Origin of the sequence: Aliivibrio sp. S10_S31, assembly GCF_014694495.1 — a bacterium.
Classification (GTDB): Bacteria; Pseudomonadota; Gammaproteobacteria; order Enterobacterales; family Vibrionaceae; genus Aliivibrio; species Aliivibrio fischeri.
Genome location: NZ_JAAUWR010000004.1, coordinates 108,973 through 133,700 on the forward strand (window position 1 = coordinate 108,973; position 24,728 = coordinate 133,700).

At 39.6% G+C, this 24,728-nt stretch carries 21 protein-coding genes; 5 read left to right on the top strand and 16 right to left on the bottom strand.

The window, feature by feature from the left end:
• Position 1 precedes the first annotated feature (1 nt).
• The 5 genes from fabD to yceD form a co-directional block, all read right to left on the bottom strand.
• Complete coding sequence (gene fabD / locus HC728_RS04840) at positions 2 to 925, bottom strand: ACP S-malonyltransferase (protein WP_017020093.1); 924 nt, start codon at positions 923 to 925, stop codon at positions 2 to 4.
• Between the two features lie 66 nt (positions 926 to 991).
• Complete coding sequence (locus HC728_RS04845) at positions 992 to 1,945, bottom strand: beta-ketoacyl-ACP synthase III (protein WP_005420128.1); 954 nt, start codon at positions 1,943 to 1,945, stop codon at positions 992 to 994.
• Positions 1,946 to 1,950: 5 nt separating this feature from the next.
• Positions 1,951 to 2,976: a phosphate acyltransferase PlsX gene (plsX, locus tag HC728_RS04850; RefSeq protein WP_065598243.1), complete on the bottom strand. Its 1,026-nt coding sequence runs from the start codon at positions 2,974 to 2,976 to the stop codon at positions 1,951 to 1,953.
• 10 nt (positions 2,977 to 2,986) lie between these two features.
• Entirely contained in the window at positions 2,987 to 3,157 is a 171-nt protein-coding gene (rpmF, locus tag HC728_RS04855; RefSeq protein WP_005420138.1) for a 50S ribosomal protein L32, read from the bottom strand.
• A gap of 16 nt (positions 3,158 to 3,173) precedes the next feature.
• Positions 3,174 to 3,695: a 23S rRNA accumulation protein YceD gene (gene yceD, locus HC728_RS04860; protein WP_005420140.1), complete on the bottom strand. Its 522-nt coding sequence runs from the start codon at positions 3,693 to 3,695 to the stop codon at positions 3,174 to 3,176.
• Between the two features lie 297 nt (positions 3,696 to 3,992).
• Between yceD and HC728_RS04865 the strand changes: the two genes are divergently transcribed.
• The gene (locus HC728_RS04865) at positions 3,993 to 4,574 is read left to right on the top strand and encodes a nucleoside triphosphate pyrophosphatase (protein ID WP_065598241.1); all 582 of its coding nucleotides are present in this window, start codon (positions 3,993 to 3,995) and stop codon (positions 4,572 to 4,574) included.
• A 78-nt stretch (positions 4,575 to 4,652) separates the two neighbouring features.
• Here the strand turns inward: HC728_RS04865 and rluC are convergent, their stop codons facing one another.
• The gene (gene rluC / locus HC728_RS04870) at positions 4,653 to 5,600 is read right to left on the bottom strand and encodes a 23S rRNA pseudouridine(955/2504/2580) synthase RluC (RefSeq protein WP_005420144.1); all 948 of its coding nucleotides are present in this window, start codon (positions 5,598 to 5,600) and stop codon (positions 4,653 to 4,655) included.
• Between the two features lie 443 nt (positions 5,601 to 6,043).
• Here rluC and rne point away from each other — a divergent pair, with 443 nt between their 5' ends.
• From rne to cobO, 3 genes are all read left to right on the top strand, one after another.
• Entirely contained in the window at positions 6,044 to 9,031 is a 2,988-nt protein-coding gene (rne, locus tag HC728_RS04875) for a ribonuclease E (protein WP_190395176.1), read from the top strand.
• Positions 9,032 to 9,207: 176 nt separating this feature from the next.
• Positions 9,208 to 10,755 carry a SulP family inorganic anion transporter gene (locus tag HC728_RS04880; protein WP_190395177.1) on the top strand — a complete coding sequence of 516 codons (1,548 nt, stop codon included), beginning with the start codon at positions 9,208 to 9,210 and terminating at the stop codon, positions 10,753 to 10,755.
• Between the two features lie 100 nt (positions 10,756 to 10,855).
• Positions 10,856 to 11,461 (top strand): cob(I)yrinic acid a,c-diamide adenosyltransferase, encoded by a 606-nt coding sequence (cobO, locus tag HC728_RS04885; protein WP_017020089.1) that lies wholly within the window; start codon positions 10,856 to 10,858, stop codon positions 11,459 to 11,461.
• Positions 11,462 to 11,532: 71 nt separating this feature from the next.
• Here the strand turns inward: cobO and HC728_RS04890 are convergent, their stop codons facing one another.
• From HC728_RS04890 to apbC, 3 genes are all read right to left on the bottom strand, one after another.
• Positions 11,533 to 13,668, bottom strand: coding sequence for an AsmA family protein (locus tag HC728_RS04890; RefSeq protein WP_190395178.1), 2,136 nt, complete (start codon positions 13,666 to 13,668; stop codon positions 11,533 to 11,535).
• Positions 13,669 to 13,842: 174 nt separating this feature from the next.
• A complete protein-coding gene (gene udk, locus HC728_RS04895; RefSeq protein WP_005420153.1) occupies positions 13,843 to 14,490 on the bottom strand; it encodes a uridine kinase in 648 nt (215 codons plus the stop codon).
• 104 nt (positions 14,491 to 14,594) lie between these two features.
• Positions 14,595 to 15,662 (bottom strand): iron-sulfur cluster carrier protein ApbC, encoded by a 1,068-nt coding sequence (gene apbC, locus HC728_RS04900; RefSeq protein WP_065639760.1) that lies wholly within the window; start codon positions 15,660 to 15,662, stop codon positions 14,595 to 14,597.
• A gap of 132 nt (positions 15,663 to 15,794) precedes the next feature.
• Here apbC and metG point away from each other — a divergent pair, with 132 nt between their 5' ends.
• Positions 15,795 to 17,855, top strand: a complete 2,061-nt coding sequence (gene metG / locus HC728_RS04905; protein ID WP_190395179.1) for a methionine--tRNA ligase — start codon at positions 15,795 to 15,797, stop codon at positions 17,853 to 17,855.
• A 124-nt stretch (positions 17,856 to 17,979) separates the two neighbouring features.
• Here the strand turns inward: metG and pyrF are convergent, their stop codons facing one another.
• From pyrF to aroA, 7 genes are all read right to left on the bottom strand, one after another.
• Positions 17,980 to 18,684 (bottom strand): orotidine-5'-phosphate decarboxylase, encoded by a 705-nt coding sequence (gene pyrF / locus HC728_RS04910; protein WP_005420156.1) that lies wholly within the window; start codon positions 18,682 to 18,684, stop codon positions 17,980 to 17,982.
• Positions 18,685 to 18,795: 111 nt separating this feature from the next.
• Complete coding sequence (lapB, locus tag HC728_RS04915; RefSeq protein ID WP_017020085.1) at positions 18,796 to 19,965, bottom strand: lipopolysaccharide assembly protein LapB; 1,170 nt, start codon at positions 19,963 to 19,965, stop codon at positions 18,796 to 18,798.
• Positions 19,966 to 19,972: 7 nt separating this feature from the next.
• Entirely contained in the window at positions 19,973 to 20,257 is a 285-nt protein-coding gene (locus HC728_RS04920) for a LapA family protein (RefSeq protein WP_005420160.1), read from the bottom strand.
• A gap of 134 nt (positions 20,258 to 20,391) precedes the next feature.
• Positions 20,392 to 20,673, bottom strand: a complete 282-nt coding sequence (gene ihfB, locus HC728_RS04925) for an integration host factor subunit beta (protein ID WP_005420161.1) — start codon at positions 20,671 to 20,673, stop codon at positions 20,392 to 20,394.
• A gap of 60 nt (positions 20,674 to 20,733) precedes the next feature.
• On the bottom strand, positions 20,734 to 22,407 hold the full coding sequence (rpsA, locus tag HC728_RS04930; protein WP_005420162.1) for a 30S ribosomal protein S1: 1,674 nt from the start codon (positions 22,405 to 22,407) through the stop codon (positions 20,734 to 20,736).
• 95 nt (positions 22,408 to 22,502) lie between these two features.
• A complete protein-coding gene (gene cmk / locus HC728_RS04935) occupies positions 22,503 to 23,177 on the bottom strand; it encodes a (d)CMP kinase (RefSeq protein ID WP_063661376.1) in 675 nt (224 codons plus the stop codon).
• A 158-nt stretch (positions 23,178 to 23,335) separates the two neighbouring features.
• Positions 23,336 to 24,616 (bottom strand): 3-phosphoshikimate 1-carboxyvinyltransferase, encoded by a 1,281-nt coding sequence (gene aroA, locus HC728_RS04940; protein ID WP_190395180.1) that lies wholly within the window; start codon positions 24,614 to 24,616, stop codon positions 23,336 to 23,338.
• Between the last annotated feature and the right edge of the window lie 112 nt (positions 24,617 to 24,728).

Sequence of the window (24,728 nt, forward strand, 5' to 3'; positions counted from 1 at the left end):
ATTACTTAGCAGCTTCAAGTGAAGCAGCATCATTTACCGCTGCTGCGCTAAGTGATTTAACGATGCGTTTCGTTAGGCCAGTTAATACTTTGCCTGGACCAACTTCGTATAACGTTTCAACACCTTGTTCAGCCATGTTTTCAACAACTTCAGTCCAACGAACTGGGCCGTATAGTTGACGAACTAGTGCGTCTTTAATTTTTGCAGGATCAGTTTCTGCAATAACATCAACATTATTAATTACAGGTAATGCTGGTGTGTTGAATTCAATACTTTCTAATGCAACTGCCAATTTATCTGCAGCTGGTTTCATTAGTGCACAGTGTGAGGGTACTGATACTGGTAAAGGAAGTGCACGTTTTGCACCCGCTTCTTTACATAATACGCCTGCACGTTCAACTGCATCTTTGTTACCAGCGATAACCACTTGGCCTGGAGAGTTAAAGTTTACAGGAGAAACCACTTCACCTTGCGCCGCGTCTTCACATGCTTTAGCAATTGAGTCGTTATCTAAACCAATAATTGCATACATAGCACCAATACCTGCAGGAACCGCTTCTTGCATTAATTGGCCACGCAATTCTACTAATTTAATCGCTTCTTTAAAGTCAATGACACCCGCACAAACAAGCGCTGAATATTCACCAAGGCTATGACCAGCCAATACTGATGGTTGAGCCAAACCTTGTTCTTGCCATACACGCCATAATGCAACAGATGTTGCTAACAATGCAGGCTGCGTACGGAAAGTTTGATTTAAATCTTCTGCTGGTCCATTTTGAACTAAAGACCATAAGTCATAACCTAACGCGTCAGATGCTTCTGCAAATGTTTGAGTTACCACTTCGTGTTGCTCACCTAATTCAGCAAGCATGCCAACAGCTTGAGAGCCTTGGCCTGGAAAAACGATAGCAAAATTGCTCATGAATATTATTTCCTTTAAATAAGCTTATTTAAGAGGGTCAACCACACGTAGGGTTAACCTCTAAATTTAAAACTTAACCAGAGCCGAGCCCCAAGTAAACCCACCACCAAATGCTTCAAGTAGTAAAGTTTGACCTCGTTGAATTCGGCCATCACGTACCGCTTCATCTAACGCTGTAGGAACAGTCGCAGCTGAAGTGTTACCGTGGCGGTCTAGAGTTACAACAACTTGATCCATCGACATTGATAGTTTCTTTGCTGTCGCTTTAATAATTCGTAAGTTAGCTTGATGAGGAACCAACCAATCAAGTTCAGATTTATCCATCTGATTTTCTTGAAGTGTTTCTTTAACCAAGTTAGACAGTTGAGTTACTGCTACTTTAAATACTTCATTACCAGCCATATATAGCCACTTGTCTGCTTCTTCATTCTTACGAGAAGGAACAGGTAATGAAAGTAATTCACCAAACTTACCATCAGCATGTAAATGTGTTGAGATAATGCCAGGCTCTTCACTTTGTCCTAAGACAACAGCGCCTGCACCATCACCAAATAAAATGATAGTTGAGCGGTCTTCTGGATCACAAGTATGAGAAACAGCATCAGAACCAATAACAAGTACGTTCTTTGCCATGCCTGTTTTAATGTGTTGGTCTGCAACACTTAATGCATAAACAAAACCTGAACATGCTGCTGATAAATCAAATGCAGGACAGCCTTGAATACCTAATAAACCTTGAACTTCACACGCTGCAGATGGAAATGAGTACGTAGGTGTACTTGTTGCCAAAATAATAAGATCAATATCGTTCTTATCAATACCAGCCATTTCAATTGCATTTACAGAAGCAAGGTGAGCCATTGTAGCTACCGATTCATCTTCACCAGCAATGCGACGTTCACTAATACCAGTTCGAGCTAAGATCCACTCATCACTAGTATCGACCATTTTTTCTAAATCCGCATTTGAGCGAATTTGTGCTGGTAAATAGCTACCAGTACCTAAAATTTTGCTATACATGAAGACTAATAATGCCTCTCGAGTAAAACTGCCTCCAAGCGATCACTAATACGGTTAGGTATTTGTCGCTTGACCTCATGAACCGCTTCCTTGATGGCATTGTTAAAGGCAGATACATCTGCGCTTCCATGACTTTTAACAACAATGCCGCGCAATCCTATCAGACTTGCGCCGTTATACTGGTCGGGGTTCAGCCCTTTTAAGCAAGAAATGACATCACCAAAGAGCCATTTCGCTATAAATTGTTTAAATTTTGATGTGATCAGGTGTGATTTTAGTTGATCTAAAAATAAATGCGCTACACCTTCACTTGTTTTCAAGCAAACATTCCCAACAAAGCCATCACACACTACTACATCTGCAATGCCTTGATAAAGCTTATCACCTTCAATATAACCGATAAATTCAATATCTTGGCATTGATTTAACATTTCAGCGCAACGTTTAATCTGATCGTTACCCTTAATCTCTTCTTCACCAATATTTAATAATGCGACTTTAGCTTTACGTTTCAATGTTTGCTCAGCTAATTCTGAACCCATTACCGCGAACTGAAAAAGGGTTTCAGCATCGCACGAAACGTTAGCACCAAGATCTAACATCCAAGTTCTTTGATTATTTTTAGTTGGTAAAGGGCTAATTAGCGCAGGACGTTCGACACCAGGAAGAAGCTTTAATGTAAATCGAGATAATCCCATCAGCGCACCTGTATTGCCGGCACTAATGCACGCATCTGCTTCTTTATTTGCGACCATGTCAATGGCCATTCGCATTGAGCTTCCGCGACTGTGACGTAGGGCTTTTGAAGGTTGTGTGTTATTGCCTATAACGCTCTCGCTATGAACAATAGAAAATCTTAAGTTGGGGATATAATTTAGATGTGTCAGTTGTGTAGAAATCGCGTCACGATCTCCAATAACTGTAATTTTTAGCTCTGGGAATTGTGACAATGCCTGCACGGCGGCAGGCACTGTAACTTGGGGACCGAAATCCCCACCCATCGCATCAATTGCAATGGTTAGCTGCTGCAAAGCGTCAACCTTACTTGTTGATTACCTTGCGGCCACGGTAGTAACCGTCAGCTGTAACGTTGTGACGAAGGTGAGTTTCGCCACTTGTTGCGTCTACAGATACTGCACTTGTAGTTAGTGCATCGTGTGAACGACGCATGCCACGCATTGAACGTGATTTCTTGCTCTTTTGTACGGCCATGGACCCTACTCCTCAATTACTGTTGTTTTAAAGATTTTAAAACATCAAACGGATTCGGTTTCTCTTCCTCTTCAGGAATTTCGCCAAATACCAAATTGTTAGATTTGACCTGACAATCTTCAATGTCATGCATAGCGACTTGCGGCAACGCTAGAATAAACTCGTCAGTTACCAGCTCAACGAGATCGACTTCACCAAACTCATTTAAATCTACAAGCTCATAGTCCTCAGGAACTAAAGCTGCCTTCTCTTCGCTTAAAAAAGGCGTGTAGGTAAATGATACGCTTAGATGATGTTCGAAATTTTCATTACAGCGTTGACATTCCAACAACACATCGACGTCAGCTTTACCAGAGATAACGGCTAGTCGTTGTTCGTCAACTTTAAATGACAAAGTGACTTCAGCATCACTTTTCACATCTACAGTAGATTCAGCTAAACGCTTTAAAATACTAGACTGGATGATTCCATCGTAGTCCATTCTTTTTTGAGCAGTTCGAGCAGCATCAACTGTTCGTGGTAATTTTACCTTTTGCATAGGGCGCGCATCTTATCTTTCTAAAGCCTTCGAGTCAAAGAAAAATGGCACAAATTTATGCTTTTTTTCTTCCCAGTTGCTATTTCAGCAGAGTTATACCAATGTAATTAATTAGATGTTCTATTTATTACACAGGAAAATCACTTAAGAGTAAGGCGAAAAATATTATAAGTAGTTATTCTACAATACTATTTTTTAACGCAGCTATTAAATGATTTAACCAGTAATAACGAGTAGATAATTACTGGAATTGGTATCACTAATAATAAACGAAAAATTTGAGAAGAAGAACCCATTATGCAATCAAAACTCATTCTTGCCTCTACATCCCCATTCCGTAAAGAGATCTTGTCAAAGATCCAACTGGATTTTGATGCAATTTCACCCATTTGTGATGAAACTCCGCTTAAAAATGAATCACCTATTAATTTAGTTACTCGTTTAGCAGAAACAAAAGCAAGTTCATGTGACATTGAAGATCCAAATTATTTGATCATTGGATCCGACCAAGTTTGTGTCATTAACGAAAAAATTGTAGGTAAACCACTTACTCGTGAAAAAGCAGTAAAACAACTTGAAGAAGCAAGTGGTCAAAAAATTACATTTTATACGGGTCTTTCCGTATTTAATACTACAACAAAACAAGCAGAAACCATCTGTGAAGAGTTCAATGTTTATTTCAGAAAACTAAGCCGTCAACAAATTGAAAACTATGTTGACAAAGAAGAACCGTTTTATTGTGCGGGAAGCTTTAAGTGTGAAGGTTTAGGCATTGCATTGTTTGAAAAATTAGAAGGGAAAGACCCAAATACACTGATTGGATTACCGTTAATTTCTCTTATCGACATGCTAGATAAACAAGGCCTTAGTGTTTTGTAATTAATAAAAAAGCGATAAGTAACAATCTACTTATCGCTTCTAGCATTTCAATTAATTATATAAACTTACATCGTTAAATTAATTTTTACTGCGTAAGCCTTTTAGTACACGTTCTAGTTTTGCTTCCATTGGTGCACTAATATCCATTAACTCTTCCGTCGCAGGATGAGTGAACTTGATGTTTGCAGCATGCAAAAATAGACGGTCTAAACCAAACTGACCTGTATATGCATCAAATCGACGATCACCATAACGGTCATCCCAACCAATTGGATGCCCCGTATATTGTGTATGAACACGAATTTGGTGTGTACGGCCTGTAATTGGACTTGCTTGAATTAATGTTGCTTGTTCGAATTTCTCAAGCACTTTAAATCGAGTCTCAGATGGTTTTCCGTTTGGATTAACACGAACAATACTATTCACTTCATTTTTTAGTAATGGAGCATTAACAACCTTACAGCTGTTTTTCCACTGTCCCATCACTAATGCAAAATAATATTTCTGTACCGTTTTATTTCTAAACTGCTCTTGAAGTCGACGCAGAGCCGAACGTTTTTTCGCAACCAATAAGATACCAGACGTATCACGGTCAATTCGGTGTACTAATTCTAAAAAACGAGCATCAGGTCGCAAAGCTCGTAATGCTTCAATCGCACCAAATTTTAAGCCACTACCACCATGCACTGCTGTACCTGATGGTTTATTCAAAATTAAAACATGGTCATCTTCGTAAATAATACAATGTTCAAGCTCTGCTACTTTACCTAATTTTACATTAGGAAGATCTGGTGCAGTTGATTCCGGCACTTTTACTGGAGGGATACGAACTACGTCCCCTTCTTGCAGTTTATATTCAGGCTTAATACGTTTTTTATTTACGCGCACTTCTCCTTTACGCACGATTCGGTAAATCATACTTTTAGGAACATTTTTTAAGCGGGCAAGAAGAAAATTATCGATTCGTTGCCCTGCAAAATCGTCATCAATATCGACGAATTGCACTTTTGGTTTATCATCATTCATTAGGGCATTCTACTGCTATATTCTCATTTGATGAAATTTTTTTAACTCAGATCTAAATAATGAAGATTGCTGCGATTTCATCTGACTGTTATAGTTGCACTCTGAAATTAGCCCAGATGGCTATTTCTTCACCTTGGTGAGCATAAAAGCACCAACACGAACTAAAAATATACTGCTCAAACGCAGTGATGCAGCAATTGGCGTAAGACATCTGTACTGCTTTGAGTTTTTTTGCTTGTTATGCCTAAACCATTTTTGATGTTTTAACGACCGTGAATTATTGCGGATCAGCACTGTTGATTAATGGTGTTGATGTGGATTGTGCCCTAGAGCATCCCTGAGTTCCAGCCGTGAGGCTGCACATGTAATCAGCCTTGGGATCTGGCACCATTTGAAATGGATTAAGATACACAAGCTCGACAATTTGTAATGAGTATTCACTAATGAAAAGAATGTTGATTAACGCAACCCAAAAGGAAGAGTTGCGCGTCGCATTAGTTGATGGCCAACGCCTTTTCGATCTAGATATCGAAAGTCCTGGTCACGAATCTAAAAAAGCTAATATTTATAAAGGCAAAATCACACGTATCGAACCAAGCTTGGAAGCAGCTTTTGTTGATTACGGCGCTGATCGCCATGGTTTCCTTCCCCTTAAGGAAATCGCAAAAGAATATTTCCCTCAAGGCTACACATATCAAGGTCGTCCAAACATTAAGGACGTTTTGAAAGAAGGCCAAGAAGTTATTGTTCAAGTTGAAAAAGAAGAGCGCGGAAACAAAGGCGCAGCTTTAACAACGTTCATCTCTCTTGCTGGTAGTTACCTTGTTCTTATGCCAAACAACCCTCGTGCTGGCGGTATTTCTCGTCGTATCGAAGGTGAAGAGCGCACTCAATTAAAAGCAGCATTAAGCACATTAGAACTACCTCAAGGTATGGGACTAATTGTACGTACTGCAGGTGTTGGCAAATCAGCTGAAGAACTTGAGTGGGATTTAAATGTTCTACTGAACCACTGGGAAGCGGTTAAACATGCTTCTGAATCAAACCAAGCTCCTTTCCTAATTCACCAAGAAAGTAACGTAATTGTTCGCGCAATTCGTGATTACTTACGTCGTGATATTGGTGAAATCTTAATTGATAGCCCGAAAATCTTTGACCGTGCACGTCAACATATTCAACTTATTCGTCCAGATTTCTTATCTCGCGTTAAGCTGTATGAAGGCGAAGTTCCTCTGTTTAGTCACTACCAAATCGAAAGCCAAATTGAATCGGCATTTGAGCGTGAAGTTCGTCTTCCATCTGGTGGTTCTATCGTTATTGACCCAACAGAAGCACTAACATCAATTGATATCAACTCTGCTCGTGCAACGAAAGGTGGTGATATTGAAGAAACGGCACTAAATACAAACCTTGAAGCTGCTGACGAAATTGCACGTCAATTACGTTTACGTGACTTAGGTGGTTTAGTCGTTATCGACTTTATCGACATGACGCCAGTTCGTCACCAACGTGAAGTTGAAAACCGTATGCGTGAAGCCGTTCGTATGGATCGTGCTCGTGTTCAAATCGGTCGTATTTCTCGTTTCGGTCTTCTAGAAATGTCTCGCCAACGCTTAAGTCCATCTTTAGCAGAAGCAAGCCACCATATTTGTCCTCGTTGTACGGGTACTGGTGTGGTTCGTGATAACGAATCTCTAGCACTGTCTGTTCTACGTTTAATTGAAGAAGAATCATTAAAAGACAATACAACACAAGTTCTTGCTGTTGTGCCTGTTTCTATTGCTTCTTATTTATTAAATGAAAAACGTCGTTCAGTTCAACACATTGAAAAATTCCATGATGTTCGCGTAATTATTGTTCCTAACTCTGATATGGAAACGCCTCACTTTGAAGTGATCCGTATCCGTGATGGTGAAGAGCAAGAGATGCTGTCTTACCTTCTTCCTAAGAAGCTAGAAGCACTACGTGAAGCTGAATCAAAAGAAGCTCCAGTTGTAAATATTGCTCCTAAGAAACGTGAAGAACCTGTTCTTCAAGGTTTCAGTGCACCAACTCAGGCTGCACCAGTTGCTAAAGCGCAACCAGAGAAAAAAGCAGAAGCAAAAACTGAAGAAAAACCTGGCATTATCAGCCGTTTCTTCAAAGCAATTGCTAACTTCTTCTCAGCTCCTGATGCATCAGAAAAAACTGAAAAGAAAGTTGAAGAAGAGAAACCTGCTCAACCTCAACGTCGTAATCAAAATCGTAATAATGATCGTCGTCGTAATAACGAAAACGGTCGTAATAACCGCAACAACCGTCGTAACGGCAATGATAACCGTAACGAAAATCGTCGTGGTAAAAAACAAGACGATGCGAATGCAACAACAGGTAAGCAAGTTAAAGCAAATGATAACAAGCCAGCTAAACAACCTAAAGTGCGCAAAGAAATTGCAGAACAAGGTCTTAAATTAGCGGCTGATGCACAACAAGCTCCTGCTCAAAATACTGAGAAACAAACTGAAAAACGTGAAAAAACGGCACAAGTTAAACAACGTCGTCAACGTCGTCAGTTACAGAAGAAAGTACGTACAGGTAAAGCGGTTGAAGCTGAAACAGATGCAGTTGTAGTAACAGCACCAGTAGAAGCACAACAGCCAAATACTGAAGTAAATACAGAGAAAAACACTGAGCGTAAAGAAGGCCAACGTCGTAACCGTCGTTCACCTCGTCACCTTCGTGCAAGCGGTCAACGTCGCCGTCGTCGCGATCGTCGCCCTGTAAACCCTTCTCGTTTATCTTCTGGTGTTGCATCACCTGAAATGGCAATGGGCAAAGCTTATCCTGATTTCGCGCGTATTCTGGAAATGAAGCAAGCGAAACAACGCCAACAAGAGAAATTCGTAGATAACGAAACTCAAGCGGCTCAAGATAAAGCACCAAAAGTTAACGTTCAAATCGGTGGCGTTGCTTTCCCTGAAATGGCTATGGGTAAAGTATTACTTCCTTATGTTGAAGCATCTGTTGCTCCGATTAAAGAAGCGGTACAAGCACCTGTTGTTGAAGAAGTGAAAGAGACAACTCCAGCACCAGTTGAAGTTGCTGTGACTGAAGCTCCAATTGCTACTCCTGTAGTAAACGTCGTAGCAGAAACACCTGTTGAACCAGCGGTAGCAGAAGTAAATGAAGTTGCTGTTGCTGAAGCTGCTGTAAAACCCGTTGTTGAAGTTGAAGAAGTACAACCTATTGTTGAAACTAAGGTTGCTCCAAAAACTCAATACAAGGGACATGCTTCTTCTGGTATGACAAAAGCAACAGGTCCAACAGAGATTAAAGAAATCACTGTGACTGCTGCTGAGTTCAGAGCAGAACGCTTTACTCCAAAACAAGCGGGTAGCCAAACAGCCACTTCTCAAGCAAGTGCTGCGATGGCAAAAACTGCCGGTTTATAATTTTTTAGGCAAACGCCTTTAAAACAAATAACCAATAAAATTAAGCAAGTTACGTTTCGACGTAACTTGCTTTTTTTATATCTAATTCCGAATAAACATTGAAGTTCATCACGCTTTTCTGTACGATTCGCCGCACACTATGCTTGAAAAACAACCAAAGAAGATATCTAAAAAACATGTTTGAATTTCCAAAATTTTCTAATCATTCTGTAAAGAATGATGTCTTATCAGGTCTAACCGTTGCGCTAGCCTTGGTACCTGAAGCTGTAGCTTTCGCCTTTGTTGCAGGTGTTGACCCAATGGTAGGCTTATATGCTGCCTTCATCGTAGGTTTAATTACTTCTCTTATTGGTGGCCGTCCAGGTATGATCTCTGGTGCAACGGGTGCTATGGCTGTAGTAATGGTTAGCTTAGTTTCTGTTCACGGCGTTCAATACCTTTTTGCTGCCATTATGCTCGCCGGTATTCTTCAAATTTCAGCTGGTTTATTTAAGCTTGGTAAATTCATTCGTATCGTGCCACACCCTGTAATGATCGGATTTGTAAACGGCCTTGCTATTGTTATCTTCCTTGCTCAACTTGGTCAATTTAAAGCGCCCGATGCATTAGGTAATCTGGATTGGCTTCAAGGCGATCAAATGATGTTAATGCTTGGCCTTGTTGCTGTAACTATGGCTATCATTCATTTCTTACCAAAGTTAACAACTGCAGTTCCATCGTCATTGGTTGCTATTATTGTTGTTACAGGCTTAGTGCAAGGTTTAGATTTAGACACTCGTACTGTAGTAGATTTTCTACGTACAATGAGTGGTAATGATTCAGCAACACTAGCAGGTTCTTTACCAACATTTGCATTACCGGTTGTTCCTCTGTCATTAGAAACACTTTACATCATCTTCCCATATGCGCTTATCTTAGCGGCAATTGGTCTTATCGAATCCCTTCTAACATTAACGGTAATTGATGAGATGACAGGTACTCGTGGTCAATCAAATCGTGAGTGTGTTGGTCAAGGTGTTGCAAACGTAACATGTTCTGTATTTGGCGCTATGGGCGGCTGTGCAATGATTGGTCAATCAATGATTAACGTAAACTCTGGTGGTCGTGGTCGTTTATCTGGCATCGTAGCTGCTGTAATGCTGTTAGTCTTCATCCTATTTGCTTCTTCACTAATTGAGATGATCCCTCTAGCTGCTCTTGTTGGTGTTATGTTCATGGTAGTTATTGGTACATTTGAATGGGCAACATTCAAACTGGCACGTCGTGTACCAAAACAAGACTTCTTCGTGATTGTACTAGTAACGGTAGTAACTGTGTTTACTGACCTTGCGGTAGCTGTGGCAGTAGGTGTGATTGCATCAGCACTTATGTTTGCATGGCAACACGCTAAACATATCTTCTCTACAAACTCTGTAAACGAAGAAGGTTCTAAGGTTTATGAAATTAATGGTCCAATTTTCTTTGGCTCAGCAGCAAACTTCTTAGAGTTATTCGACGTTGAAAATGATCCTCAAGACATCATTATTGACTTCGCAGCATCACGTGTTGTTGACCATTCAGCTATTGAAGCCGTTGATACTATCGCTGAGCGTTACTCTAAAGCAGGTAAAAAAGTACATCTTCGTCACTTAAGCCAAGATTGCCATGCACTTCTAAACAAGGCAGGCAGCTTAATTGAGATCAATGTACAAGAAGACCCTATCTATAAAGTTGTGAGCCAGTAATTAGGCACATAACTCAAATTCATTGATAGACTTTAAAAATCCCGATATGGTTCTCCTATCGGGATTTTTTATATTCACCTTTCTTTTAATGGAATAAAACATGACTGAACAAGATAAAAAAGACGAACGTTATAAACAACGACAAGAAAAAATTAAAAACAACGTTGATAAACGTGTGGCTGAGGCTCAAGAAGAAAAAGGTCTACTCTTAATCATTACAGGAAATGGTAAAGGCAAAACCACAGCAGGTTTTGGTACTGTCGCTAGAGCGGTTGGTCATGGACTTAGTTGCGTAGTCGCGCAATTTATCAAAGGCACTTGGGATTGCGGTGAACGAAACTTATTAGAAATGCATAACGTGCCATTCTATGTAATGAAAACTGGCTTTACTTGGAATACTCAAGATAAAGAATCGGATACAAAAGCAGCTCAAGCCGTATGGACAGAATGTAAAAAAGCGCTCGAAGATGATTCTATCGATTTAGTTTTACTTGATGAAATGACGTATATGGTCACCTATGGCTATATTGATTTGGAAGAATTAAAGATAGCGCTATCTAATCGCCCTAAAATGCAATCTGTCGTAATTACAGGGCGAGCAGCCCATCGTGAGTTAATTGAAATGGCAGATACCGTTTCTGAAGTGCGAAGTGTTAAACATGCATTCGATTCTGGTATTAAAGCATTAAAAGGCATTGATTGGTAATAGCTCAAACAAAAATGGCCTACAATCTTAATGATGCAGGCCATTTCTTTATATGATGCTATAACTCAAACTTAATTAAAAAGTCCTTTAAGTAATTTATTTGCTGCATCTTTTACTTTTTCATCTTTAATCTTATCGCCATATTTTTCTTCTAGCTTCTCAATACCACGATCAATTTCTTTTTGTGCTTTTTGTTTCATCACATCATCGAATTCAAGTTTATATTTAGGGTTTGTCCAAGATCCCGTTACTCGAATTGGAATCGTCACATCTTTTAGATCGTCAATATCCTTACCGCCCTGCCCCTTCAATGTACCCACAATAGATGTTTTAATCAGCATGTTTGCTGTTTCATTCACATAATGTGCAGAACCTTCGCCATGAATACGAAGCAAAGGAGAGACCATCTTAATATTTTTAGTTGTTGCATTACCGTTTGCTAGATAAAAGTCAGCAGTAAGGGCACTGAAGTCTGTTTTTTCAGCTTCTTCGCTTCCTTTAACCTTTTCACCTTTAATTTTTGCATAAGTAGTGCGGATTAATAACGGAATGTTAATACCATTTACAGCACCATCAGCAAAGTTAATCGAAGCTTTCCCTTTAAGGTTTTGCTTAAGTGCTGTTGGTTTTAAACTTTTTCCTGATGCATTAATTGCTATATTACCAGTACCTTCTACAAGACTTTCACCCATAACATCCGTTAATAAAGGCGCAACTTTTACTCCTTTAATCGTCTGTTTAACGCTATAAGTCGGTACTGATTTTCGAGCATCAAGTGTTGCTGTCATATCAATTCCACCACTGTATAAATCAGAATGAAATTTCGTTAATTTCAGTACACCACGATTAACAGAGAACACAGACGTCACATTCTGCATTTTTGCGTTATTCGCTTTAAATTTATCAATAATGATTGAACCCGCAACATCTAACGTTTTCAATGCACTTAAGTCAGGTTCCACTTCTTTTACTGGTGTAGATGATGCTTTTGTTGATGTATTTGAATCTACTGTTTTAGATGACTCATCTTTTGGTAACGTTGCGAGTAAAGCATCAACATCAATGCTTGGGCTGCGTAGATCAAAGCGAACTTTAGGAATATCATTTAATTGAACGCTCAACTTACCAGTAAAATCGGTATCGACCGCTGATAAAGCAAGCTTATCTATATTCAAGAACGATTTGTTTAGATCAAAGGAACTATTAAATCCAATAACAGCAGTCACATCTTCATTTGGAATGCCTTTTCCCTTCACATTGTTAGTACTTGTGAATTCTTCGATTTTAATTAGGTCTAACGCTTTTGGTACATAAAGAGCAAATGTTGAATTCGAATTAACCTCTAAATTATTTGCTTTACCTTTTGCTTTTAAAGCTAAATTAGCCCATTTATCAAAAGAAAATTGATCAATAGTAAAGGTAATATCATTAAATTTATTTACGGCATCAGCATACGAAGCATTAAATTCAACATTCTTAAATGAAGCATCATCTAGCGTTTCAGCTATATTAAGCTCTGTTTTACCTTTTAGTGCGACTTTTTGCTTACCTAAATCACCTTTTAAGTCAAAGTTTAACTCAGCCCACTGTCCCGGAATGAACTGTGAAAGAGATAAATTCATATCACTAAAGTGAATTTTTGAACCTGCTTTATCATCTTGGATAAGCACTTCAGCATTAGTTAAAGCAATACCTTGTAACGAGACTTTCCAGCCATTGAATTCTGTACTTGTTGCTGACGATGCTTCTGAGTTAACGTCAGATTCTTCTGCTGGAGCCGTTGGATTATTATTTTCTACTGTTGATGTTTCTTTTTTAGCAACAAGACCATCTAAATTAGTCACGCCATTCTTTAATGTATGTAACGTAAATGAAGCCCCATCCAAAGTAATAAGACCGATACTAACTTCATGTTGAAATAAAGGACGAACATTAAGATCAAGTATCGCATTATCGAATGAGACTAAGTTTGGGTCCACAAATCCTTCAGGGTTACTTAATGCCATCTTACCAATAGAGAAACCTACTGACGGAAAAAAACGCCATTCAATATCACCATCAATCGTTAATTGACGACCTGTTTGCGCTTCAACTTGTTCTGTTATCAACGGTTTAAATTCATTAGGGTTAACAAGTAACACTAATACCAATACGGCACCGATTACAGCAATAAACGGTATACTAATTAATAGGGCTATTTTCTTCACGGCCAAAATCCATCTAATTGTTCTTAAATAGTAACGATAGTGTTAAGTATGCCATCAGTTAAGCATAATAAACATGAGCTTATCGATAGTTATACATTGGAGTATAGCGAAATTATAAGGTATGAGACAAAAAAAAGGCCGACATAATTGCCGGCCCTTTTAAAGATAAATGTCTTACGCTTTTAATAAGCGTGAGATATGTGCTTTTAATACATCAATCGCAATGCGGTTTTTACCACCACGTGGGACAATGATGTCAGCGTGTTGCTTTGATGGATCAATGAATTGCATGAACATTGGACGTACTGTTTTTTGGTACTGTTCAAAAACAGATTCCATTGTACGACCACGCTCTTCTACATCACGTCGAGCACGACGAAGTAAACAGATGTCTAAAGGAGTATCCATAAATACACTTGCATGCATTAAATTACGTAAACGAGGATCTGTTAGTAATAAAATACCTTCAAGAATGATTACTTTCTTTGGAGTCATTACATCAACTTCAGAAGTACGCGTATGCTCTGTATAACTGTAAGTTGGAATATTAACCGCTTCACCACGCATCAATTGCTCTAAATGCTCACAAAGTAATTCGTGATCTAATGCATTTGGGTGATCGTAATTTGTTTTGACTCTTTCTTCCATGGTCAGGTGGCTTTGGTCCTTGTAGTAACTATCTTCAGTTATTACACCAATCTGATGATCGCCAACTTTTGCTCGTAGTTCATTATAAATTGTTGAAGCAATCAAGCTTTTACCTGAAGCTGATGCGCCTGCAATACCTACGATAATACAGTGATGATTACTGTTCTCTGACATAAAAGATACCTAAAAGTGTGCGATATACGGATATTTAATAAAACCGCCTGATTATAGGGATTACTAATGATACTTTCCAGCTCAAATTTCACTTAAGTGTGATCCTACAATGACTTGAACATTATTTGGTCAGGAATCACCTCTCCTTGCCAGTATAGTCGACTTGATACTTGTTCTGCCAAGTTAATATACAATTTACTGTGGGGACTTGTTGGATTTATAGCCACGCTAGGCGTCCCAGAATCCGTTTCACTTCGGATATCGATATGCAGTGGTAATTGAGCTAATAATGGGATCGAGTAACGTTGAGCCATAGTTAATGCGCCACCTGTTCCAAAAATTGCTTCTTGATGTCCACAATTAGAGCAAATATGAATACTCATGTTTTCTACCACACCAATAACAGGCACATCCACTTTCGTAAACATATTCACGCCTTTAATCGCATCAGTTAATGCTAGATCCTGTGGTGTAGTGACGATTACAGCTCCTGTCGTCGGCACCTGTTGAGACAGTGTAAGTTGAATATCACCAGTACCGGGTGGCATATCAATAATAAGATAATCCAAATCTGGCCACCATGTTTCATTAAGAAGTTGAGATAAAGCTTTAGATGCCATAGGACCGCGCCACACTGCCGCTTCGCCTTTCTCGACTAAATAACCTATCGAGTTACTGTATAATCCATGAGCCTCAATTGGCATCATTCTATTATTATCAACAATCGCAGGTTTCTTATCTTCAACCCCCAACATCAAAGGTACAGAAGGGCCGTATATATCTGCATCCAAAATACCAACACGAGCACCTAAATGGTGTAGAGCTAATGCTAAATTCACAGCCGTCGTTGATTTACCGACCCCTCCTTTGCCTGAACTCACCGCAATGATATTTTTTACGCCTTTAACTGCTTGTTGATTTGTTTTTAAAGACGACGTTTTAGATGAGACGAATATAGAAAGGTCGGGCAGCGCCAACTCAAGTTTTTGTCCTTCTAACCAGTGGTTAAAATCAGTTTGTAGGCTCTTTGATACAAAAGGAAAAACAACATTAATATTTCCTGTTGCTTCAATCGATACCACATTTGAAATATCAGCCCAACCTTCACAAAGTTGCGAATGCGTAAACGTATTTAACCAATTTTTAATCTCTACCATCGTTTGAAATGCCATCTTCAATGCTCCACGGTTATTTTTACTCATCCTATCACTAATTGGACCCTTGATCCTCTATGCTTTCTAACTTGGTTCAGGTACTATTTATCTCTTAAATTTTCACCCATCACATTAAGCGAAAGAGAAGATATGGCTACAGATCCGAGAAAAATTCTGGTTACATGTGCCCTACCGTATGCAAACGGTTCAATCCACTTAGGCCACATGCTTGAGCATATCCAAGCGGATATCTGGGTTCGTTACCAACGTTTACGCGGCAACGACGTTAACTTTATTTGTGCAGATGATGCTCACGGCACACCAATCATGCTTAAAGCTCAACAGATGGGTATTTCTCCAGAAGAAATGATCGCAGCCGTTAGCGAAGAGCACCAAAAAGATTTCGCAGGCTTTGATATCAGCTTTGATAACTATCACAGCACGCACAGTGATGAAAACCGTGAATTAGCTTCTCACATCTACCTTGAGCTAAAGAAAAACGGCTTTATTACAAGTCGTACAATTTCTCAACTGTTCGATCCTGAAAAAGAAATGTTCTTACCAGATCGCTTTGTAAAAGGTACATGCCCTAAATGTAAAGCAGAAGAGCAATACGGCGACAACTGTGACAACTGCGGCGAAACATACAGCCCAACAGATTTAATTAATCCAAAATCAGCCGTTTCTGGTGCGACTCCAGTAATGAAAGATTCTGAGCATTTCTTCTTTGATCTTCCTCAATTTGAAAGCATGCTTAAAGAATGGACTCGTTCAGGTTCTCTTCAAACTGAAACTGCAAACAAAATGCAAGAGTGGTTTGAATCAGGCTTACAGCAATGGGATATCTCTCGTGATGCACCATACTTTGGTTTTGAAATCCCTGGCGAAACAAATAAATTCTTCTACGTTTGGCTAGATGCTCCAATTGGTTATATGGGTTCATTCAAAAACCTATGTAATAAGCGTGACGATTTAAACTTTGATGAATACTGGAAGAAAAACAGCACAACTGAGCTTTATCACTTCATTGGTAAAGACATTGTTTACTTCCACAGTCTATTCTGGCCTGCAATGCTTGATGGCGCAGGTTTCCGTAAACCAAATAACGTATTCGTTCACGGTTACGTAACGGTTAACGGTGCGAAAATGTCTAAATCTAAAGGCACTTTCATTAAAGCTGGTACTTACTTAAATCACTTAGACCCTGAGTGCCTACGTTACTACTATGCAGCGAAACTAAACAGCCGTATTGATGATCTTGATTTAAACCTTGAAGATTTCACTCAACGTGTGAATTCTGACGTAGTAAACAAGATTGTTAACCTAGCTTCTCGTAACGCTGGTTTCATTACTAAACGCTTTGATGGCAAACTTGCAGATAACTTTGCAGAGCCTGAGCTTTACAATGAATTTATTGCAGCAGCTGATCGTATTGCTGAGCTATATGAAACTCGTGAATTTGGTCGTGCTATCCGTGAAATTACAGCACTAGCTGATAAAGCAAACCAATACATTGATGAGAAAGCACCTTGGGTTCTTGCAAAAGAAGAAGGTAAAGAGCAAGAGTTACAAGAAGTATCTTCTGTAGGCATTAACTTGTTCCGTGTACTTATGGCTTACTTAAAACCTGTAATGCCAGAACTTGCAGCTCGTACTGAAGCGTTCTTAAATGAAACACTAACGTGGGAAGGCGTTGCACAACCACTAGTTGCTCATGAGATCACTAAGTTTAAAGCATTATTTGCGCGTATTGATCCTAAGAAAGTTGAAGCTATGATTGAAGAGTCTAAAGAAGACGCTGCAATCGAAATGGCAGCAAAAGAAAAGGCAGAAGCGGAAAAAGAAAAAGCAAGTCAAACTGAGCTAGATAAAGATCCAATCGCAGATGAGATTGAGTTCGATGCATTCGAAGCGGTTGATATGCGTATTGCACGTATTATCTCTTGTGAGGAAGTACCAAAGGCAAACAAACTGCTTAAATTCCAACTAGACATCGGTGGCGAAACTCGCCAAGTATTCTCTGGTATTAAATCAGCATACAAACCTGAAGAGCTAGAAGGCAAGCTAACTGTTATGGTTGCCAACCTAAAACCTCGTAAAATGAAGTTTGGTATGTCTGAAGGCATGATCTTAGCAGCAGGCCCTGGTGGTAAAGATCTTTGGATTTTAGAACCACACGAAGGTGCTCAACCTGGTATGCGTGTAATGTAATTCTTCTTTTTAGAAGATAATACCAATCGAAGTAAATCACTTACTTACTGTGATTGGTATAACTTACAAACAAAAATAGAGACCAAATGGTCTCTATTTTTTTATGTATTAATGATATTACCAGTTATAAAACTGAAGCGAGAGAAAGATTAATCTCATTAAGGACCTGTGATGGATTTTCCGCTTGTGTAATCGGACGACCTATAACTAGGTAATCAGAACCTGCTGTAATCGCATCTACTGGCGTCATAATACGCTTTTGGTCACCAACATCAGCACCTGCAGGACGAATTCCTGGTGTTACTAACTGGAACTCTTTACCTAAATCAGCTTTTAGCATTGATGCCTCTTGAGCTGAACATACGACACCATCTAAACCGCTGTTTTTCGTTAATGCAGCTAAACGTTTTACTTGTTCTTGTGGTGCAATGTCTAGACCAATACCAGCTAAATCTTGCTGCTCCATGCTCGTTAACACCGTCACACCAATTAATAATGGACGGTCACTACCATAAGGTTCTAATATTTCACGCGAGGCACTCATCATACGCTCACCACCACTCGCATGAACATTAACCATCCATACACCCATTTCTGCTGCCGCTCTTACCGCTTTTGAACAGGTATTTGGAATATCATGAAACTTTAAATCTAAAAAAACAGAAAAACCACGTTTATGAAGTTCTTTAACAAACTCAGGGCCAAATAAAGTAAACATCTCTTTGCCTACTTTTAAACGACATGAACTTGGATCAATTTTATCAACAAACGTTAACGCATCTGCTTGATTATCATAATCCAATGCCACGATCACCTTTTGGTCTTTCATTTTCTCTCCTTTAAAAATTTATACCAATCCCATCAATTCATCATGAGGATTAGCCGTACTCACGGTCTTTTCTTACATTCAAAAAAAGAGGCACTCAGAGCGCCTCTTCAATTATTCACCATCTAAGCCTCTAATAGGCTTAATCACTCCCCATCCTTTACAAGATGGACATTGCCAAAACAATCGATGAGCAGAGAAACCACACTTACTGCAGCGGTAATTAGGTTTCATTTTCAATTGCTCGCCTACTAGAGTTTGCAAACTAGTTAAACTTGCTTTTGCTCTACCATCTTCAGCTTCATCGGTATGGTAGCCCATGAGACGATAAAAGCCTTTCATCGTAGGGTTCTTAAGAAGCTGTTTGGTCATATAGCCTTGAGCTAAAGCAACACCTTCATGCTTGGCAATCAAATTTGAAAGCATCAATTCAGCACTAGCACCTGCACCTTTTGAAATGGCTTCTTTTAAAAATTGAAGTAATGCGCCTTCTCTATCTAGTTTTTCATAGCATTCAGCAAGTAATGGTAATGCTTCACTTACAAAATCAATGTCTTGATCCAGTACTGATTCAAGATGAACAAGAGCACCTTTATAATTCTCTTCTTCCATAAGAAGTTTTGCCATCATAATAGAGGCTCGTACACATTGATTATCAGAAGATAAGGCTTTTTTTAGATTCTGTTTTGCTTTATTCGAATTCTCATCAGCGAGCTCTTGCATCGCAAGCTCACAGTAATAATGAGCAATATCAAGCTTGAGTTTTTTACGGCCCATGCGAACCAAACTATTCGCAAATTGAATTGCTTGTTCCCATTCTCTAGTCTGTTGATGAATAGCAACTAATTGCAATAAAGCCGCCTCTCTGTGATCAGGCTCTTCAAGCAACTGCTCAAATATTTTTTCAGCACGATCAAGAATACCTGAAACCATATAATCTTTTGCTAACTGCTGTAAGGCTATATTTCGTTGGTCTATCGTAAGATTCGGACGTGCAATAAGATTTTGATGAATTTTGATGGCGCGATCGACTTCACCTCTTCGTCTAAAAAGGTTACCCAATGCAAGGTGGGTGTCTATGGTATCGCTATCGACTTGAAGTAATTCAATGAAATGATCGACTGCTTTGTCCGACTGATCAGACAGCAATAGATTCAAACCCGCCACGTATTGACGTGACAGGTGATTCGTTTCTTTTTGGCGTTGTTGTCTCGCACTCCTATTACCCATATACCAACCATAACCGGCCGCAATAGGTAATAATAGGAATAGCAGTTCTAACATTCAGTCACTACCCTTTCGTTGACTCAATTCGCAACTTATCAAGCTCAGCTGTTTTTTTATCCAAGCGTTTGCGAAGGCGGCGTTGAGTCATGCTCGCTTTTAGATACATGCTTCCACAAATTAACCAGCCTAAACCAAAGCCAGTTGCAAAGAAAATACCCAATAATGTGGACAGTTGAAAATCACCTTGAGCTAACAGGTAATTAAAATTAACAATAGCTTGATTCTGTGCACCAATAGCCAGTGAGATCAAAAATAAAACAAGTAATAAAATGGCAACGATAATTTTCACTGGTATTCCCTCCAGTTAATTGAGTATCTAAAAGTTTTTATTTTACAGCTCTAAAGATACACCTAAATGCATTGAAAATGAACATAAAAAAACGGCATACTCAAAAGTATGCCGTTTTTGTATGCCAATTAGCATTAGCTGTAATTCACACGTTCACGCAGTTCTTTACCTGGTTTAAAGTGTGGAACGAACTTACCGTCCAGCTCTACCTTATCACCAGTTTTAGGGTTACGGCCTAAACGTGGCTCTCGATAGTGTAGAGAAAAACTACCAAAACCACGAATCTCTATACGATCACCGCCTTCTAGCGTTGTTGCCATCTGCTCAAGGATTTCCTTGACTGTATCTTCCACCTGCTTAGCAGAAAGTTGAGGCTTTTTACTACACAGTTGTTCAATCAGTTCAGATTTTGTCATAAATGACCTCTCTTACGTTATCGAAAGAAAAGGGAGCAATGTTGCTCCCTTCTAATTTACTTATTCGCCTTTAGCTGCTTTGAAAGCGTCAGCCATTGCGTTACCGAAACCACCGTCTTCAGACTTAGTGTTCAGTGAAGCCATTGCTTCTTGCTCGTCAGCTTCATCTTTAGCTTTGATAGATAGGTTAACTACGCGGTTCTTACGGTCTACACCAGTGAACTTCGCTTCAACGCTATCGCCAACGCTTAGGATTAGAGATGCATCTTCAACACGGTCACGAGATAGCTCAGAAGTACGGATGTAACCTTCTACGCTGTCTGCAAGAGTGATTGTAGCGCCTTTAGCGTCAACAGCTGAAACAGTACCGTTTACTAGAGTACCTTTCTTGTTGTCTGCTAGGTAGTTGTTAAATGGGTCTTCTTCCATTTGTTTAACACCTAGAGAAATACGCTCACGCTCTGCATCTACTGCTAGAACAACAGCAGAGATTTCGTCGCCTTTCTTGTACTCACGTACCGCGTCTTCACCTGTAGCATTCCAAGAAATGTCAGATAGGTGAACTAGACCGTCGATGCCGCCGTCAAGACCGATGAAGATACCAAAGTCAGTGATAGATTTGATCTTACCAGTAACTTTGTCGCCTTTAGCTTGCGCTTCAGCGAATGTCTGCCATGGGTTAGCTTTACATTGTTTTAGACCTAGAGAGATACGACGACGTTCTTCGTCAATCTCAAGAACCATAACCTCAACTTCGTCGCCTACGTTAACAACTTTAGAAGGGTGGATGTTCTTGTTAGTCCAATCCATTTCAGAAACGTGTACTAGACCTTCAACGCCTTCTTCGATTTCAACGAAGCAGCCGTAGTCAGTTAGGTTAGTAACACGACCAGAAAGCTTGTGACCTTCTGGGTAACGCTTAGCGATAGCTACCCATGGATCTTCGCCTAGTTGCTTAAGACCTAGAGAAACGCGAGTACGCTCACGATCGAACTTAAGAACTTTAACGTTGATCTCGTCACCAACATTTACGATCTCAGATGGGTGTTTAACACGTTTCCAAGCCATATCTGTGATGTGTAGTAGACCGTCTACGCCACCTAGGTCAACGAATGCACCGTAGTCAGTAAGGTTCTTAACGATACCTTTAACTTCCATGCCTTCTTGTAGAGAAGCAAGTAGCTCATCACGTTCAACACTGTTTTCAGACTCGATAACAGCACGACGTGAAACAACAACGTTGTTACGTTTTTGGTCAAGCTTGATTACTTTGAACTCTAGCTCTTTGCCTTCAAGGTGAAGAGTGTCACGTACTGGACGTACATCAACAAGAGAACCAGGTAGGAATGCACGGATACCGTTAAGTTCAACTGTGAAGCCGCCTTTAACTTTACCGTTGATAACACCCATAACTGTTTCAGCATCTTCGTATGCTTTTTCAAGTTGGATCCACGCTTCGTGACGCTTCGCTTTCTCACGAGAAAGTTGAGTTTCACCGAAACCGTCTTCAACAGCGTCAAGAGCAACGTCTACTTCAGAACCAACTTCAACTTCAAGTTCGCCAGCAGCGTTCTTGAATTGTTCAGCTGGGATAGCTGCTTCAGACTTAAGGCCAGCGTCAACAAGAACGAAACCGTTCTCGATAGCTACTACAGTACCTTTAACGATGCTGCCTTGTTGGAATTCAGTTTCATTTAGAAACTCTTCAAAGAGTTGAGCAAAAGATTCAGTCATTATTTGATCTTCAAATTTAAACGTCCATGGGTATCCTACCGCATGGGGTTGATAGTAAGGTTAGTTATCATCCTTGCAACTAACTAAGTTTAATATTATAGCTTAGATTCAATAAAAGTAATGGCTTGCGCGACAACTTCTTCAATATTCATTGACGTTGAATCTAGAACTAAAGCGTCTTCCGCAGGACGTAATGGTGCGACAGCGCGATTGCGGTCTCGATCATCACGTTCTTGAATTTCGCTTAAAAGACGGTCAAATTTAACATCTAACCCCTTCTGTTGCAACTGCTTCATTCGGCGATTCGCACGTTCTTCAGCACTTGCATCTAAAAATATCTTAACTTCAGCGTTAGGGAACACAACCGTTCCCATATCTCGACCATCAGCAATCAAGCCAGGTTGAGCAGAAAATGCACGCTGACGACGTAATAATGCTTCGCGAACTTGAGGTAACGCAGCAACTTTAGATGCAGCCATACCGGTTTCTTCTTTACGAAGTTCTGCAGATACGTCTTCACCTTCAAGAATTACTTTAACCAATTCACCTTCAGCTTTGAATTGCACATCCAAATTAGCCGCTAAAGGAACTAGTGCATCTTCTGAATTAAGATCAACACCATGGTGAATAGCAGCCAATGCTAGCACTCGGTAAATAGCGCCAGAGTCTAATAAATTATAACCTAGCTTTTCTGCAAGTAACATGCACAGCGTGCCTTTACCTGCTCCACTTGGACCATCAACAGTAACGACTGGTGAATGAGTAGTCATGGAGTTCTCCAATTAATTATTGTGATTGGTTTCTACGGGCAGCATTATACCCAAGTAAGATTATTTATATACTCTTGATTATGAAAAACTAAAAAAGCTCTGAATTTTGATACAGAGCTTTCATTGAATAGTAAGGTAATAATTTAAAATACAATCAATTAGCAGCTTAATTCTTTTAATTTATCAAAATAATCAGGGAATGTTTTCGATGTACAACCTGGATCATTAATCGTTACAGGAGTTTCACTTAATGCGACTAAAGAAAAACACATCGCCATACGGTGGTCATCATAAGTATCGATCGATGCATGCTGTAATGAAGCCGGTGGAGTGATAGTGATGTAATCTTCACCTTCCTCCACTACTGCACCCACTTTTCTTAACTCGGTTGCCATCGCAGCCAAACGATCAGTTTCTTTTACACGCCAATTGTATACGTTACGAATCGAGGTCGTTCCTTTTGCAAATAACGCAGCGGTTGCAATTGTCATTGCTGCATCAGGAATATGGTTGAAATCCATATCAATGGCATTAAGCTCACCTTTTCGAGCGATAACATAATCATCGCCCCATTCAATTTCAGTCCCCATTGCAGCTAATGCATCTGCAAATTGAACATCACCTTGAATACTCTTTTTACCAATACCTGTTACTTTTACTTCACCGCCCTTAATTGCAGCAGCAGCAAGAAAATATGATGCTGATGAAGCATCACCTTCCACAAGAAAGTCACCAGGAGCTACATAAGTTTGATTTGCAGGAACTACAAACGTTTGATAGTTCTGGTTCTCAATTTTCACACCAAATGTTGCCATTATATCTAATGTGATATCAATGTAAGGTTTTGATACTAAATCACCAACAATCTTAATCGTTGTTTCTTGTGTAGATAATGGTGCAGCCATTAAAAACGCAGTAAGAAATTGGCTAGAGATCGAACCATCAATTTCCACGGTTCCACCATGTAGGCCGGTACCTTTAATTTTTAACGGTGGATAATTTTCATTTTCTAAATATTCTACATCTGCTCCAGCAGCTTTAAGAGCTGTTACAAGGTGACCGATTGGTCGCTCTTTCATGCGAGGTTCACCCGTTAGAACAAACTCACCTTGGCCTAAACATAGTGCCGCAGCCAATGGTCGCATCGCCGTGCCAGCATTGCCTAAGAAAAGCTCTAATGCTTCATTAGGTTCAAACGCTCGTCCTAATCCTGTTACTTCGCATTCTGTTTTATCTGCTGATAATTTATATTCAACGCCCAATGCTTTAAGCGCATTCAACATATGACGAATATCATCACTATCTAATAGATTCGTTAATTTTGTAGTTCCTGAAGCTAACGCAGCTAGAAGTAACGCTCGGTTTGATACACTTTTTGAACCAGGTAGATTGATTTGTCCATCAATTTTAGAGATAGGTTGAAGAGTTAAGCTTTCCATGTTTGTGTAAAAATTCCTGTACAAATAAATAATAATGTCATGATTAATTTTTCATGACTGCTTCAGCTTTAATTGTTATTTTTTGTTATTCTTCATACTTTCAGAGTAACGA